Source organism: Lentibacillus persicus (genome assembly GCF_900112705.1).
GTDB classification, from domain to species: domain Bacteria; phylum Bacillota; class Bacilli; order Bacillales; family Amphibacillaceae; genus Lentibacillus; species Lentibacillus persicus.
This window is the reverse complement of record NZ_FOMR01000004.1, coordinates 43,698-58,911: the sequence shown is the minus strand read 5'-3', so window position 1 is coordinate 58,911 and position 15,214 is coordinate 43,698. Positions and strand designations below refer to the sequence as shown.

Here is a 15,214-nt window from a genome sequence, read left to right as displayed (position 1 = left end):
TATCGGCTTCTTCTTTTATTAATAAAAATGATGACATATAATTATATGGTCGAAATGCTGGATAAATTATCATAAAAAATGGATAGATCTATAAAGAATTGGTAATACTACTTTTAAAAAGAGGATTTAGTAATAAATTTTCTGTTTGAAAGGAGTGGATTACCATCGCTTTAAAAAAACGTCTCTCATTTGATGAACTGGTCCAGGAAAACCGCAAACAGATCTTACAGGACGAATCTGTTCTCGAAAAAATTGAACAAAATATCGAAACAAAAATGCATAATTCTTTAGGAAATAAGTCTTCCAAGTGAGTAGAAGCTTGTTCTGTTGGTTAAATCACGCCTGATCAGAACAGGCTTTTTAATTTGTATATTATCAGTGCTTCAGTAAAAAATTAAACGAGAAACGCCTTTTAAAGGTGTGTTTAAATGAATGAAGGAGGATTGAAATGTCGGACAGGGATAAATATGAAGCTAAACCGGACGACCGCAGTGACAATGTGGAAAAAATACAAGGGATGGTTCAGGACACGATTCAAAATATCGAGAAATCCCATGACACGATGAAACACAGTTCAGGTGAAGACAAAGAACAAATCAAAGCCAAAAATAAGCGGCGGGAAGAAGCTATTGAAGGTATGCGCCAGGAGATTAAAGACGAAGCGGATCGCTAATATTAAACCTCAAACCATCATATGATGGTTTGAGGTTTATCATCGTATGCAATTATTCCGGCTATTGAATGAATTTGTGGTAAAATGTGTAATGGAGAATCGACCTTAGGGGGAAGCATAATTGCATAAAATAAATACACCAGTTGAAGTAAGATATCAGGAAACCGATCAAATGGGTGTGGTCTACCATGCCAATTATCTTGTGTGGTTTGAGATTGGCCGGACGAAATATATTGAAAGTCTTGGCTTTACATATACCGATATGGAAAAGAATGATATTGTCTCACCGGTAGTTGATGCTCAAATCAATTTCAATAAACCTGTCCATTACGGTGAGCAAGCGTTTGTTGAAACATGGATTGAATCATATGACGGCATACGAACGGTGTACGCCAATAATATTTTTCGTGAAGACGGTGACGTTGCTGTAAGTGGCACAACAAAACATGTGATTGTTAATAAAAAATCATTTCGCCCGCTCTCATTAAGAAAGGCTTTTCCGGAGTGGCATAGGGCGTATCTTCGGCAGGTAAGCGGTGATGCATAATGGCTTTTGGTATTAACCGGAGGGAACTGCAAAAGTGGAAAAGAGATGTGAAAAATGGTCAAATAAGCTTTTTAACACATTACTGGATTGATGAACGATTCCCCGGGTGTGATACAGTGACAAAAGTCGGATGTAATGACTTAAATAAATTAATGGATTGGGGAGCGCAGTATAACTTACATCCGAACTGGATTCATCAAGATGAACAACACCCCCATTTCGACTTGTTCGGCGAGAGACAGGCAAGTATTTTACGAAAAGAAAAACAGTGGGACCAAATTAAAAAGTTTAACCTGTGAACTGGCATCATGCAGTAATATAAATTGCAAAAAGGCGCTGGAATTCTCAGCCAGCGCCTTTTAATTATAACTAAATTGTGGTTCTTTCACTTGCTCATCAAGCGTAATTGACAGATCCTGATCATCAAAATACCAAGCATCTTTGTTTTCTATATAAAAGGTAACGCCTTCTGCATTGCATGAAGCATATATATCTTCTGGTGTATCATTACTGATACCTAAAGAGAATCCGGGTATTCGTCCGCCGAATCCGTAACGGACGAAAAATCGCAGAAAAGATTGATCTCCAATATTTAATTCTTCTTTATACCATTTCGCTGCCTGATTGGTAATGTTTAATTTCAAATCAACCACTCCCTGGCTAAGTTTGTTGGTTATCCCGTTTCTCCGGCACCAGATCCACACCGCCTTCATGGAAAGGGTGGCACTTGCTTATGCGTTTGACTGTCAGATAGCCCCCTTTAAGAAATCCAAATCGCTGAAAAGCTTGCAGCCCGTATTCTGAACACGTAGGGAAAAACCGGCATGTGGGTGGTTTAAAGGGGCTGATTGCTTTTTGGTAAAATTTAATCAGCCCGATAAAAATATGCTTCACATCGTTCATCCTTCCAACTTTTCCTGCTGCTTATCATATGTTACAGAAGCAACAGCATCATGCATATGGATGGATTCTTCGTTGCGGCATTTGACCTGAAACTTGGCAACAAAAGGCATCTCATATAAATCAGCTGCAACAAGACGCGTAAGATCTTCTACAAATCTCGGATTTTCATATGCCTGCTCAGTAACCATCTTTTCATCTGGTCTTTTCAGCACGGGATGCAGCCGTGAACTGGCGTTACTTTCTGCTGCTTCCAGCAGAAGTTCTTTCCAGTCGGTGGCTTCTTCTTCGAAATCTGCTGTCAAGGAAACCTTCATGGAAACCTCGCCACGCTGATTGTGTGCACTGTATTCACTGATTTCTTTTGAGCACGGGCATAGAGTCGTAATTAAAGCCGACATCGATGCCTCAACGGTATAGCCTTTTGTTCGATCATAGTTTACATGGATTGTAATATCGGCATGATTCATTCCGGAAAGATCCGATTGCGGTCCACGCCGTTCATAAAACCAAGGGAAGCTGACTTTGATTTCCGCATCCTTCTGGTCCAGCCGTTCGGCCAGATCTTTTGCAAATCGCTTAAGTGTTTTTATATCTATGATAAATCCCTTTTGATGAAATGACTGCAGCTGTTCGGTAAAGCGACTCATATTGGTGCCTTTGCTCGACTTATCAATACGTGAGGAAAACTCAAACGTACCAATCGTTGTTTGGGTTTTTGGCTCTAGGCTGCTTGCAACTGTAATCGGATGTTTCACATTTGCAATTCCTACTGCATCCAGATCGAACAAAAAGTCTTCTTTTGAATTTTGCAAATCAGCCATTTTGCTTTTCTCGCTGGGTTTTGTTCTAGGACCGGGCTCGACAGAACCAAAAAGTTTATGACGTTGGGCTTTATCCGGTAACTGCTTCTTTGAGATTGACGTAACTTTATTCATAACGAATCTGTGACCCCTTCCGATTTAACTGTTACCATAATATTATACTAAATATGGCGTTAAAGATTCAATTTATTGGCTTCGCTGTGCTACATCCATGTTATTTTAGGCTCGGTTTTATCTTTTATTCGCTTGATATTATCACGATGACGGTAAAACACAAAAATGGTTAACGCCGCCGTCACAACGACGAGACCCCAATCCTGAAACAGAACGGACACAATAACTGCGATTATGCCTGTAATGATTGAAGATAATGAGACATACTTGGAAATATACAATGTCAGAAGAAAGGATGTCACCATCACAGCAAAAAGGATGGGATTGATGCCTAAAATAATCCCGCCTGAAGTTGCGACGGCTTTACCGCCTTTAAATTTTGCAAACAGTGGGTACGTATGCCCCAAAACAGCAAATAAACCAATGGCAAGCCGCATTACATCAACTTCAAAAAACAGGGGCAGTGCTGTAGCTGCTGTTCCTTTTAGGATATCAGCCAGTGTGACAATAATGCCTGCTTTTACGCCTAAAATTCGAAATGTGTTCGTGGCCCCAAGGTTTCCGCTTCCGTGCTCTCTAATATCCATTTTGTAACCAAGTTTGCCGACGATTACACCTGACGGGATTGAACCCAACAAATACGCAAGTACTGCGAATATCAGAAATTCCATAATCCTTCCCACTTTCACTTCATATTTTAGCTTTGTCTCATTTTATCATGAAGTTGGGATTCTAAGAACCTTTATTAATTGAATTGAACTAACGGGGTTTCTAAAATGATAGTTAAGGGTAATAGCTCATATATCAAAAAGATGAAACGTTCGGTTGAAAGGGAGATTTAATGATCGAATTTACGGATGTAAAAAAAGTGTACCCTGATGGCACTGAAGCACTTAAAAATTTTTCATTAAAAATAAATGAAGGTGAACTGGTTGCATTGATTGGCCCGAGCGGCTGCGGAAAAACAACAACAATGAAAATGGTTAACCGGCTTATCGAACCTACCTCAGGCGCAATTTACATAAATGGTTCGAATATCAATGATTATAATATTCACGAACTGCGCTGGAATATTGGCTATGTTTTACAACAGATTGCCTTGTTTCCGCATATGACGGTTGAGGAAAACATTGCTGTTGTTCCGGAAATGAAAAAATGGAAGCGAAGCCAGATTCAAGAGCGAAGCAGAGAACTGCTTGAAATGGTCGGACTTGACCCATCGGTATATATGCAGCGAAGACCGGATGAATTGTCAGGGGGAGAGCAACAGCGTGTTGGTGTTATTCGCGCGCTGGCAGCCGATCCAAGTATTATCTTAATGGACGAGCCATTCAGTGCGCTGGATCCAATCAGCCGTGAACAATTGCAGTATGATATAAGAGAGCTTCAGCAGAAAATCAGAAAAACAATTGTATTTGTGACGCATGATATTGATGAAGCGCTCGCACTTGGGGATAAGGTTTGTTTGATGCAGGAAGGTCGGATTATCCAAGTTGATACACCACAGCAATTGGTTTTGCATCCAAAAACACAATTTGTCAAAGACTTTATCGGTGAGCGAAAATCACCATGGCAAACTGCTGTCGATGTCATAGCCGAAGAAACGGCGTCAAGCATTATAACTCTAAATGCGTATGAGGAAAATAATTACCCCCGGGAAGGTTTTTTTATTATTAAGAATGAGGCTGACATGGTTGCTGGGGCGGTAAAGGACGGAATTTATACAAAGGATGTAAAAGTCCTGGAAAATGATTTGCCGCTTTATAAAGCAGCGGATATCTTACAGGAAGACAGTCAGCTTGTTTACCCCATTGTTAAAGACAAAAAGCTGCTCGCAACGCTGACTTACAAAGACATAATCGCTTATTTGAGGCGTGAAACAGCTGCTAAAGATGGGGTGATTAAGTGATGAGTGAGTTTATTTCCGTTTTTCAAAACCGACAAAACATGCTTGTTGAAACAATCTGGGAGCATTTGCAAGTTTCGTTGCTATCACTCATTATTGCTATTGTTATTGCGGTGCCACTCGGTCTGCTGCTTACGCGATACTCGCGCGTAGCTGAGGCAATAATCGGATTGTCTGCCGTCGTGCAGACAATCCCCAGTCTTGCAGTACTAGCGTTTTTGATCCCTTTTTTTGGCATTGGAACGACTCCGGCGATTATTGCTTTGACCGTATATGGCCTATTGCCTATTTTACGTAATACCTATACTGGGATTAATGAAGTGGAACCATCATTAACCGAAGCTGCCACTGGTATGGGCATGAATTCGTTTAAACGGTTAGCTAAAGTGGAACTTCCCATTGCTATGCCAGTGATAATGGCAGGCATTCGAACATCAATGGTATTAATTGTTGGCACCACTACAATCGCAGCGCTAATTGGAGCAGGCGGATTGGGTGAGTTGATTCTTCTCGGGATTGATCGGGGGGCTGACTTAAATCTTATTCTTCTCGGTGCTGTTCCTGCTGCTTTATTAGCAATTTTATTGGATTTTATTTTGCGGGGATTTGAACGCGTTTCGAAGCGAGCGGGTTTTAAATCGTTTGCAGCGATGCTGGTTATAGCCGTTTTGATTGTTGCTTCACCGTTTTTCTTCTCACCTGCAAAACAGGCAGATATTACAATCGGCGGAAAACTGGGTTCGGAGCCGGCAATTCTAATTAATATGTATAAACATCTTATTGAGGAAGAGACAGATTTGTCGGTTAAACTTGAACCGGGACTTGGCAAAACAGCGTTTGTGTTCAGTGCGCTAAAAAATGGCAGTATTGATATTTATCCTGAGTTCACCGGTACCGCCATTGTCACCCATCTGGAACAGGAAGCACAGAGCAATCAGAAAAGTGAAGTCTATGAGCAAGCACGACAAGGCATGAAAGAACAATATGGTATGATAATGTTAGAACCAATGGCATTCAACAATACGTATGCTGTAGCCTTAAAACAAGAATATGCAGAGGAACATAATCTGGAAACTATCGGTGATCTAAAAAAACTTGAAGATGACATAACTGCCGGTTTTACCCTGGAATTTAAAGACCGGTATGATGGCTATGTCGGTATGCAGGACATTTATGGTTTAGATATAGCCAATGTCCGGACAATGGAGCCGGGAATCCGTGAAGACGCGTTAGCTAATGGTGAAGTCGACGTTATCGATGCTTACGCAACAGACAGTTATATGGTTGAATTAGATTTGATAACGCTGGATGACCCGGAGAACCTTTTCCCGCCGTACCAAGGTGCTCCGTTAATGCGCCAAGATACCCTTGATAAGTATCCGGAACTGGAAGAAATTTTGAATCAACTCAGCGGGAAAATATCCGATAAAGCGATGAGACAAATGAATTATGCAGTCGATTCCGAAGATAGAGAGCCGGCGGCTGTGGCTCGTGATTACCTTGTCGGAGAAGGTCTTATCGAAAATTAAAGGAGGTTTTATAAATGACATGGGAAAATCCATCTAATGAAACCGTTAAAGCGGTATTGGAATCAGCGAATACAATTGCAGTGGTGGGCTTGAGTGATAATCCGGAACGCACATCATATCAGATTTCAAAAATTATGCAGGAACAAGGCTACACTATAATACCAGTCAATCCTAAAGTGGATGAAGTATTGGGAGAAAAAGCATACGACACTTTAACAGATGTTAAGGAAAGCATTGATATTATCAATGTTTTCCGCCGATCTGAATATTTGCCCGACATTGCCAAAGACGCTTCGCAGACGAATTGTCGAGTCTTTTGGGCCCAGCAGGGTGTTATTAATCAGGAAGCATATGACTACTTGAAAGAGCGTGGATTTACTGTCATGATGGATATGTGCATTAAGGTAGCACACAGTATACTTGTTTAAAATAAAAACTGAATGGCCTTAACCGGTCATTCTTTTTTTGTACTTCCGTAAACTTATAGTATACTTATAAACGTGTATTGCGGTTATATCGGCTTTGTTTCAACAGGATAAAAATTAAAATTTTACTTTTGCAAACATCTGTTCTATTATTGAGATAATCGATGATGTATTTGTATGCTAGGAAAAAAGAGAGGAGTCAGGCTGCATGGTTAAGGAATCTTTACAATATACAGATGATTCAATTCAGGTACTTGAAGGGCTTGATGCCGTCAGAAAAAGACCGGGAATGTATATCGGCAGCACTGATCAGCGAGGGCTTCATCACTTAGTTTTTGAAATTGTTGATAACGCTGTTGATGAAGCTTTAGCCGGTTACGGATCAGTAATAAATGTTACCGTACATAAGGATAATAGTATCTCTGTGACTGATTCAGGCCGAGGTATTCCAACTGGCGTTCATTCGAGCGGCAAACCGACAACTGAAGTTATTTTCACTGTATTGCACGCCGGCGGTAAGTTTGGACAGGGCGGCTATAAAACAAGCGGCGGTCTTCATGGTGTAGGTGCTTCCGTTGTAAATGGTTTGTCTGAATGGCTGGAAGTAACCATTTACCGAGAAGGTTTTAAATATCACCAGCGATTTGAAAATGGTAAATCTGTAACACCGCTGGAAAAAGCCGGTAAAACGAATAAAAAAGGAACCCGGATCCACTTCAAACCTGACCCTGCTATATTTGTCTCAACAGTCTATAACTTTGAAACGTTGTCTGAACGGCTCAGAGAATCAGCATTTTTGCTAAAAGGCCTAACAATTGAACTGACAGATGAAAGGGAACAAGTAACGGAGGAATACCGGTTTCCGGATGGACTTGAATCCTTCGTGGCATATTTAAACGAGGAAAAAGATGGGTTGCACGATGTTGTCTCGTTTGAAGGTGAACAGCAGGGGATCGAAGTTGATTTTGCATTTCAGTTTAATGATGGTTTTTCTGAAAGCATTCTGTCTTTTGTCAACCATGTACGTACAAAAGATGGCGGCACGCACGAATCAGGTGCACGTACAGCGGTCACGCGAATTTTTAATGATTATGCCAGGAAGAACGCTTTTCTTAAAGATAAGGACAAAAATCTGGAAGGATCCGATATACGGGAAGGATTTACTGCTATCGTCTCAGTCCGTATTCCTGAAGAAATGCTGCAATTTGAAGGACAGACAAAAGATAAACTGGGAACACCAGAAGCCCGGTCAGCAGTTGACGGTGTCGTGTCTGAAAAGCTTTCCTACTTTTTGGAAGAAAACCCCGAGACTGCCGGTATGCTGATCCGCAAAGCAATGAAGGCAAAGGAAGCACGTGAAGCGGCACGTAAAGCAAGAGAAGAATCGAGATCAGGTAAAAAGAAAAAGCGTAAAGATTCTTTGTTAAGCGGTAAATTGACTCCGGCTCAGTCAAAGAACCCGAAAAAAAACGAACTTTATTTGGTCGAAGGTGATTCTGCCGGCGGTTCAGCCAAACAAGGCCGCGATCGTAAATTCCAGGCGATCCTGCCGCTCAGGGGAAAAGTAATCAATACGGAAAAAGCTAAAATGCAGGACATTTTAAAAAACGAAGAGATTTCAACGATTGTTAATACCATCGGTGCCGGCGTGGGCGGTGACTTTGATCTGAAAGATGTTCAATACGATAAGGTCGTGATTATGACTGATGCCGATACAGATGGTGCACATATACAAGTATTGCTTTTAACCTTTTTCTATCGTTATATGCGACCGCTTGTTGAAGCGGGGATGGTTTACATTGCGCTTCCTCCGTTGTATAAAATAACAAAAGGGAAAGGCAAAAAAGAAAAAACCGTCTATGCCTGGAATGATGATGAGATGAAAGAAGCCACTGATGAATTTAAAAATGGCTATATTATTCAGCGCTACAAAGGTCTTGGCGAGATGAATGCCGATCAGTTGTGGGAAACAACCATGAATCCGGAAACACGGACACTGGTAAGAGTGACAATTGATGATCTTGCCCGCGCAGAACGACGGGTAACAACATTAATGGGTGACAAAGTTGAACCCCGCCGAAAATGGATTGAAGGACATGTTGAATTTGGAATGGCGGATGATGCCAATATACTTGAAAATGATAAAATTCAATCGGAGCAATAGGTAAAGCACAGTAACATTGTTTTAGGGGGGATTGGCTTGGCAGAAGCTGAGAATTTTTTGGATCTTCCACTTGAAGAGGTCCTGGGTGACAGGTTTGGAAGATACAGTAAATATATCATTCAGGAAAGGGCGCTCCCGGATGCCCGTGACGGGCTCAAACCTGTTCAGCGAAGAATTCTTTATGCTATGAATGAAGAAAATAATACGTATGATAAAAATTTCCGAAAATCAGCCAAAACAGTTGGTACAGTGATCGGGAATTATCACCCCCATGGTGACACGTCGGTTTACGATGCCATGGTACGGCTGAGTCAGGAGTGGAAAGTTCGCAACAGCCTCGTTGAAATGCATGGAAACAATGGCAGTATTGATGGGGATCCACCGGCTGCTATGCGTTATACTGAAGCAAGATTATCAAAAATCGCCTCTGAACTGCTTCGGGATATTAATAAAGAAACAGTTGATTGGGTCCCAAATTTTGATGATACGATCAACGAACCTGTTGTTCTTCCTGCTAAATACCCGAATTTGCTTGTAAATGGATCAACGGGCATTTCGGCCGGTTATGCGACAGATATACCACCACACAATCTTGCTGAAGTTATAGATGCGGTCATTAAAAAAATTGATAAACCAGCAGTTACAGTTGATGAACTTATGCAAGTAATAAAAGGACCTGATTTTCCGACAGGTGGAACTATACAAGGTATTGATGGTATTCGAAAAGCATATGAAACCGGAAAAGGAAGAATTGTCGTTCGCGGAAGAGCATTTATTGAGGATATTCGCGGCGGCAGGCAACAGATTGTGATCGATGAAATTCCATATGACGTGAACAAAGCTAACATGGTCAAAAAAATTGATGAAATGCGGATTGATAAAAAGGTGGAAGGTATCGCCGAAGTGCGTGATGAAACAGACCGCACAGGGCTTCGTGTTGTTATTGAACTGAAGAAAGGTGCGAGCAGTGAAGGTGTATTAAAGTATTTGTATAAGAACTCTGATTTGCAAGTAACTTATAACTTTAACATGGTAGCGATTAAAGATAAGACACCTAAACAGTTGTCATTACCTCAGATTCTTGATTCCTACATTGCTCACCAAAAAGACGTTGTTACCCGGCAAACGGTGTTTGATCTGAATAAAGCAAAGAAAAGGTCGCACATTGTTGAAGGTCTTATCAAAGCTGTTTCCATATTAGATGAACTGATAGCAACCATTCGTGCTTCCAAAGATAAACAAGATGCCAAAAAGCGAATCATTCACGCTTATGCGTTTTCTGAAGCACAAGCAGAAGCTATCGTGACACTCCAATTATACCGATTGACCAATACAGACGTTACAGCACTTGAGAGGGAAGCGAGTGAACTGGAAAAGCAGATAGACCAATTGGAAACATTGCTCTCAAGTGATAGGAAACTGTTTCAACATATTAAAAAAGAACTGAGAGCGGTGAAACGAGCGTTCTCTGACGAACGACAAACAGTGATTGAAAATGAAATTGAGGCGTTAACAATCGATATTGAAGTAACTGTGGCAAGTGAAGATGTGGTGGTCTCTGTAACAAGAGACGGTTACGTCAAGCGTACAAGCCTTAGATCATATGGCGCTTCCAACGGTGACGATCCCGGTATTAAGGATGATGATTACCTGGTTTCCTTGCTTGAATTAAATACGACTGATCAAGTTCTGTTGTTTACAAGCAAAGGAAAATATATTTATTTGCCGATCCATGAATTGCCCGACATCAGATGGAAGGATGTCGGCCAGCACATCTCCAATCTCGTGTCGATTGATCGGGATGAGCGAATTATCCAAAGCATTCCGGTACGCTCATTTCAGGAAAATGCGTATCTTATTTTCTTTACCAGGAATGGGATGGTCAAACGAAGCAATCTTACCCTGTACAAAGCACAGCGTTACTCCAGAGCGTTAGTTGCTTTAAACTTGAAAAATGACGATGAAGTAGTCGGTGTTTATAAAACGAAGGGAAACTCAGATGTGTTTATAGGTTCCAACACCGGAGCTGGTTTATGGTATCATGAATCGGAAATCTCTGTCGTCGGTCAGCGTGCAGTAGGTGTAAAAGCTCTAAAACTCAAAGATGGTGAATATGTTGTCAATGGTCAGGTGTTCGATGAATGGTCTGAACCGTCAATTGTCGTTGTTACTCACCGGGGTGCAGCTAAACAAATGAAACTTAAAAGCTTTGAGAAATCAAGTCGTGCCAAACGAGGACAGATTATGCTCAGAGAATTAAAAAATAAAGCACATCGTCTCGTTGGTCTTTATGCTGTAAGCGACAATGATACAATCTGTTTTAAAACACATAATAACGAGCTGCACAGCTTCTTCCCGCTTGAACTATCGGTGAGTGATCGTTATAGCAATGGATCCTTCCTCATTGACAGTGATAATCAGGGAGAGGTGACGGAAGTTTGGAAAATACCGGCTTATGAAAAACCTTTTGATGGGGACCAAAGCTAAGTATCCCCGCAGACAATCCCAGGGATGAAAATCTGAATACAGACAGTACGCTTATGAAGTTGCTGTCTGTATTATTTTTTCTTTGTAAATTCAGAAAAATATGATATAGTATAAGTGTATTTTGAAAGGAGGGTTCTATAACGCAACTTCGAGAGCAAATTATCGAACAGTCATTAATTCTATTTGAAAAGTATGGGTTTCATGGTGTCACAGTCAATCAAATTGTCGAAAAGACAGGTACCTCCAAAGGGGGGTTTTATCACCATTTCACTTCCAAAGATGAATTGCTGTTTGTGATTCATGATGAATTCATTACCTATGCACTCGAAAAAGCCACTATTGCCAATGACACGTACTCTGATCCAATAAAAAAACTGCAGGCGATTATTAAAGATTTCGTAAAAACATTTGGGATATACAAAGCGCATATTTCGGTATTTTATCAGGAAAATATTTATCTGAAACCGGAATACGAAGTAAGTATCAAGAAAAAACGCGATCAGTTTAAACAGATCATGATAAACGCGGTGCATGAGGGCAAGAAAACAGGCGTGTTTCGCGATGATTTACAAGTAGAAATCACAGCGATGGGAATTTTGGGGATGGTTAATTGGACGTATAAATGGTATAAAGATTCCGGGGCGAAGAGTATAGAAGAAATCGGGTCAATATATGTTGATTTAATTTTAAGGGCAGTTATGAAACCGGATTCAAATAATGGGGTTACATATCGTGAACAATTGATTGAAAGTGTCAAAAAGGACTTGGGAGAGTAATTTTTTATAATCAAAACAGACCAACTAGTCGGTCTTAATAAAAAGGGGGCCTTTCATGGATTTCGAACTGACCAAAGAGCAGGCCATGATACAGCGAATGGTTCGAGATTTCGCACAGGAAACAATCAAACCGAGAGCAATTGAAATTGATAAGAATGCTGAATTTCCGCTCGACATTTTTGAAAAGATGGGTGAACTAGGGATTTTAGGTATTCCTTTCCCGGAAGAATACGGCGGGTCAGGCGGTGATACACTCTCGTATGCCCTTGCTGTGGAAGAGGTAGCAAAAGTATGTGGCAGCACCGGACTTAGCTTTGCAGCCACGGTTTCACTTGGAGCCAGTCCCATTTATTATTTTGGGACAGAGGAGCAAAAAGAAAGATTTCTGAAACCAATGGCAGAAGGGAATGCCCTGGGATCTTTCGGGCTGACAGAACCTAATGCCGGCTCAGATGCTGGAGGTACGAAGACAACAGCGACTGAAGATGGTGAGGATTATATAATCAATGGGGAGAAATGTTTCATCACCAATGCCAGCTATGCCAAAACAATTATTGTGACAGCAGTAACAGGTAAAAATGACAAAGGGAAAAATATTATCTCTGCGATCATTGTGCCAACAGATTCAGAAGGCCTTACCATCACCAGTGATTACGATAAGATGGGTGTGCGCGGGTCTGATACAGCCGAGATTGTTTTGAACGATGTCCGCGTGCCTAAGAAAAACTTGCTTGGCGATCCACAAAAAGGTTTCAATCAATTTTTGTATACGTTAGACGGGGGCAGAATATCAATCGCAGCGTTGGGACTGGGGATTGCTCAGGGATCGCTTGATAAAGCGCTCAATTATGCGAAAGAACGTAAACAATTTGGTAAACCAATTTCAGATTTTCAAGCTATCCAGTTCAAATTGGCGGATATGGCTATGGAAGTTGAGCTCGCCCGGAATATGGTTTATAAAGCTGCCTGGCTGAAAGATAACGAGAAACCATTTTCAAAGGAAGCGGCTTACGCGAAACTTTATGCAACAGAAACAGCTTTCAGAGCTGCCAATCAAGCCGTTCAAATTCATGGGGGCTACGGTTATATGCGGGAGTATGAAGTCGAACGATTTTTACGGGATGCCAAACTGCTTGAAATCGGAGAAGGTACATCCGAGGTCCAACGCATGGTAATTGCAAGACAATTGGGGTGCTGAAAAATAGTGTAAAAACGAGGGGAGAAGATTCATGACACTACTTAATCTTACAGTAGGCGAAATCCTGGAAAAGCAAGTACAGTCGTATCCGGATCGTGAAGCGATCGTATATCCTGAGTTGAATTTGCGCAAGACGTATCAGGAATTCAATGAAATGGCGGATAATGCAGCAAAAGGATTTATGGCTTTGGGTATTGAAAAAGGGGAAAATGTGGCGATTTGGGCAGACAATAAGCCCGAGTGGATTACGTCCCAGTTCGCAACAGGCAAAATGGGGGCAGTGCTCGTTACCGTGAACACCAATTACCAGGCCAAGGAACTTGAATATTTGCTGAAACAATCTGACTCAACAACGCTTATTTTAGCAGAAAACTTCAAAGGAACTTCATATGTCGAAATCCTGAGACAGATTTGTCCCGAATTTGATAAAGCCGGAAAAGGGAGTCTGAAGTCGGAAAAATTCCCGTATTTGAAAAATATTATTGTGTTAAGTGATAGCGATTACTCGAATGCTTATACCTGGAACGAGGTAATCGAAAAAGGCAAATCGGTTTCTGATGATGAACTGATACAGCGCAAACAATCGCTGGATCCTCATGATGCAATCAATATGCAATACACATCAGGGACCACTGGTTTTCCCAAAGGCGTTATGCTGACGCATCATAATATTGTGAATAACGGTAATCAGATTGCTGACTGTATGGAGCTGACCCATGAAGACCGGCTTTGTATTCCGGTGCCGTTTTTCCATTGCTTTGGCTGTGTGCTAGGTATACTTGCAGCAGTTTCCAAAGGGACCACGATGGTGCTTTTAGAGCAATTTGACCCTGAAAAAGTGATGAAAGCTGTTTCCGATGAAAAATGTACAGGTTTACACGGGGTGCCGACAATGTTTATTGCCGAACTCAACCATCCTAATTTTTCAAAATATGATTTTTCGCATTTGCGAACAGGCATTATGGCTGGTTCGACATGCCCAATTGAAGTGATGAATGATGTTATGAATAAAATGGGAGCCAGTGAAATCACAATAGCTTATGGTCAGACTGAATCATCTCCGGTTATTACTCAGACGCGAACGACTGATCCAGCTGAAGTAAAAGCAGCAACAGTGGGCAAAGTCCATCCCAATGTTGAAGTTAAAATCATTAAACCGGGAACTGATGAAGAACAGGAAATTGGCGTGCCCGGTGAGTTGTGTACCCGAGGCTATCATGTTATGAAGGGTTATTATAATAATCAGGAAGCGACAAACGAAGCAATCGACAGCGATGGATGGCTGCACACCGGGGACTTGGCTGTGATTGATGAGAAAGGGTACATTCAAATAACCGGCCGGATGAAAGATATGATTATTCGTGGTGGTGAAAATATATATCCCCGGGAAATTGAAGAATTCCTTTATCAGCATCCCGATGTCCAAGATGTCCAGGTAATTGGCGTTCCAGATAAAAAATATGGGGAAGAACTTATGGCGTGGATTATTCTTAAAGATGAAGCTGACACCTCAGAATCTGATATCAGAGCATTTTGTGAGGGAAATATTTCACGTCACAAAATACCAAAATACATTGCATTTACCGACGAGTATCCAATGACCGCAAGTGGCAAAGTTCAGAAATTCAAACTACGGGAAGAAGCCGTTGCTCAAGTATCGAATTAGGGGGG

General features: G+C 41.3%; 16 protein-coding genes and 1 pseudogene. 13 read left to right on the top strand and 4 right to left on the bottom strand.

Translation table 11 applies throughout. From position 1 onward, the window contains the following. The first annotated feature begins 158 nt into the window (after positions 1 to 158). From BMZ22_RS06455 to BMZ22_RS06440, 4 genes are all read left to right on the top strand, one after another. Entirely contained in the window at positions 159 to 311 is a 153-nt protein-coding gene (locus BMZ22_RS06455) for an FbpB family small basic protein (RefSeq protein ID WP_090083951.1), read from the top strand. 137 nt (positions 312 to 448) lie between these two features. Then, a complete protein-coding gene (gene tlp, locus BMZ22_RS06450; protein WP_090083297.1) occupies positions 449 to 673 on the top strand; it encodes a small acid-soluble spore protein Tlp in 225 nt (74 codons plus the stop codon). Positions 674 to 794: 121 nt separating this feature from the next. After that, positions 795 to 1,220: an acyl-CoA thioesterase gene (locus BMZ22_RS06445; RefSeq protein WP_090083295.1), complete on the top strand. Its 426-nt coding sequence runs from the start codon at positions 795 to 797 to the stop codon at positions 1,218 to 1,220. Beyond that, positions 1,220 to 1,519, top strand: a complete 300-nt coding sequence (locus BMZ22_RS06440) for a hypothetical protein (protein ID WP_090083293.1) — start codon at positions 1,220 to 1,222, stop codon at positions 1,517 to 1,519. The genes BMZ22_RS06445 and BMZ22_RS06440 overlap by 1 nt, the downstream gene beginning before the upstream one ends. A gap of 60 nt (positions 1,520 to 1,579) precedes the next feature. Here BMZ22_RS06440 and BMZ22_RS06435 read toward each other — a convergent pair whose 3' ends face one another. The 4 genes from BMZ22_RS06435 to plsY form a co-directional block, all read right to left on the bottom strand. Beyond that, the gene (locus BMZ22_RS06435) at positions 1,580 to 1,864 is read right to left on the bottom strand and encodes a HesB/YadR/YfhF family protein (RefSeq protein ID WP_090083291.1); all 285 of its coding nucleotides are present in this window, start codon (positions 1,862 to 1,864) and stop codon (positions 1,580 to 1,582) included. A 16-nt stretch (positions 1,865 to 1,880) separates the two neighbouring features. Beyond that, positions 1,881 to 2,114: a membrane protein insertion efficiency factor YidD gene (gene yidD / locus BMZ22_RS06430; protein ID WP_090083949.1), complete on the bottom strand. Its 234-nt coding sequence runs from the start codon at positions 2,112 to 2,114 to the stop codon at positions 1,881 to 1,883. Between the two features lie 5 nt (positions 2,115 to 2,119). After that, complete coding sequence (gene folE2 / locus BMZ22_RS06425; RefSeq protein WP_090083289.1) at positions 2,120 to 3,058, bottom strand: GTP cyclohydrolase FolE2; 939 nt, start codon at positions 3,056 to 3,058, stop codon at positions 2,120 to 2,122. A gap of 89 nt (positions 3,059 to 3,147) precedes the next feature. Beyond that, positions 3,148 to 3,729 carry a glycerol-3-phosphate 1-O-acyltransferase PlsY gene (plsY, locus tag BMZ22_RS06420; RefSeq protein ID WP_090083286.1) on the bottom strand — a complete coding sequence of 194 codons (582 nt, stop codon included), beginning with the start codon at positions 3,727 to 3,729 and terminating at the stop codon, positions 3,148 to 3,150. A 170-nt stretch (positions 3,730 to 3,899) separates the two neighbouring features. Between plsY and BMZ22_RS06415 the strand changes: the two genes are divergently transcribed. The 9 genes and pseudogenes from BMZ22_RS06415 to BMZ22_RS06380 all read left to right on the top strand — a co-directional run bounded on the left by BMZ22_RS06415 (position 3,900) and on the right by BMZ22_RS06380 (position 15,209). Further along, positions 3,900 to 4,967: an ABC transporter ATP-binding protein gene (locus BMZ22_RS06415; protein ID WP_090083283.1), complete on the top strand. Its 1,068-nt coding sequence runs from the start codon at positions 3,900 to 3,902 to the stop codon at positions 4,965 to 4,967. Next, positions 4,967 to 6,493, top strand: a complete 1,527-nt coding sequence (locus BMZ22_RS06410; protein ID WP_090083280.1) for an ABC transporter permease/substrate-binding protein — start codon at positions 4,967 to 4,969, stop codon at positions 6,491 to 6,493. Before BMZ22_RS06415 ends, BMZ22_RS06410 begins: the two co-directional genes overlap by 1 nt. Before the next feature lie 14 nt (positions 6,494 to 6,507). Then, complete coding sequence (locus BMZ22_RS06405; protein WP_090083278.1) at positions 6,508 to 6,921, top strand: CoA-binding protein; 414 nt, start codon at positions 6,508 to 6,510, stop codon at positions 6,919 to 6,921. A 205-nt stretch (positions 6,922 to 7,126) separates the two neighbouring features. Continuing rightward, positions 7,127 to 9,082, top strand: a complete 1,956-nt coding sequence (parE, locus tag BMZ22_RS06400; protein ID WP_090083276.1) for a DNA topoisomerase IV subunit B — start codon at positions 7,127 to 7,129, stop codon at positions 9,080 to 9,082. Between the two features lie 36 nt (positions 9,083 to 9,118). Further along, positions 9,119 to 11,569 (top strand): DNA topoisomerase IV subunit A, encoded by a 2,451-nt coding sequence (parC, locus tag BMZ22_RS06395; protein WP_090083274.1) that lies wholly within the window; start codon positions 9,119 to 9,121, stop codon positions 11,567 to 11,569. Between the two features lie 137 nt (positions 11,570 to 11,706). Then, positions 11,707 to 11,850 (top strand): annotated as a pseudogene (locus BMZ22_RS17500) (TetR/AcrR family transcriptional regulator); the annotation flags it as partial. A gap of 12 nt (positions 11,851 to 11,862) precedes the next feature. Then, positions 11,863 to 12,345: a TetR-type transcription factor C-terminal domain-containing protein gene (locus tag BMZ22_RS06390; protein ID WP_483867497.1), complete on the top strand. Its 483-nt coding sequence runs from the start codon at positions 11,863 to 11,865 to the stop codon at positions 12,343 to 12,345. Between the two features lie 55 nt (positions 12,346 to 12,400). Then, on the top strand, positions 12,401 to 13,543 hold the full coding sequence (locus tag BMZ22_RS06385; protein ID WP_090083270.1) for an acyl-CoA dehydrogenase family protein: 1,143 nt from the start codon (positions 12,401 to 12,403) through the stop codon (positions 13,541 to 13,543). Positions 13,544 to 13,574: 31 nt separating this feature from the next. Next, the gene (locus BMZ22_RS06380; RefSeq protein ID WP_090083268.1) at positions 13,575 to 15,209 is read left to right on the top strand and encodes an AMP-binding protein; all 1,635 of its coding nucleotides are present in this window, start codon (positions 13,575 to 13,577) and stop codon (positions 15,207 to 15,209) included. Positions 15,210 to 15,214: the final 5 nt, after the last annotated feature.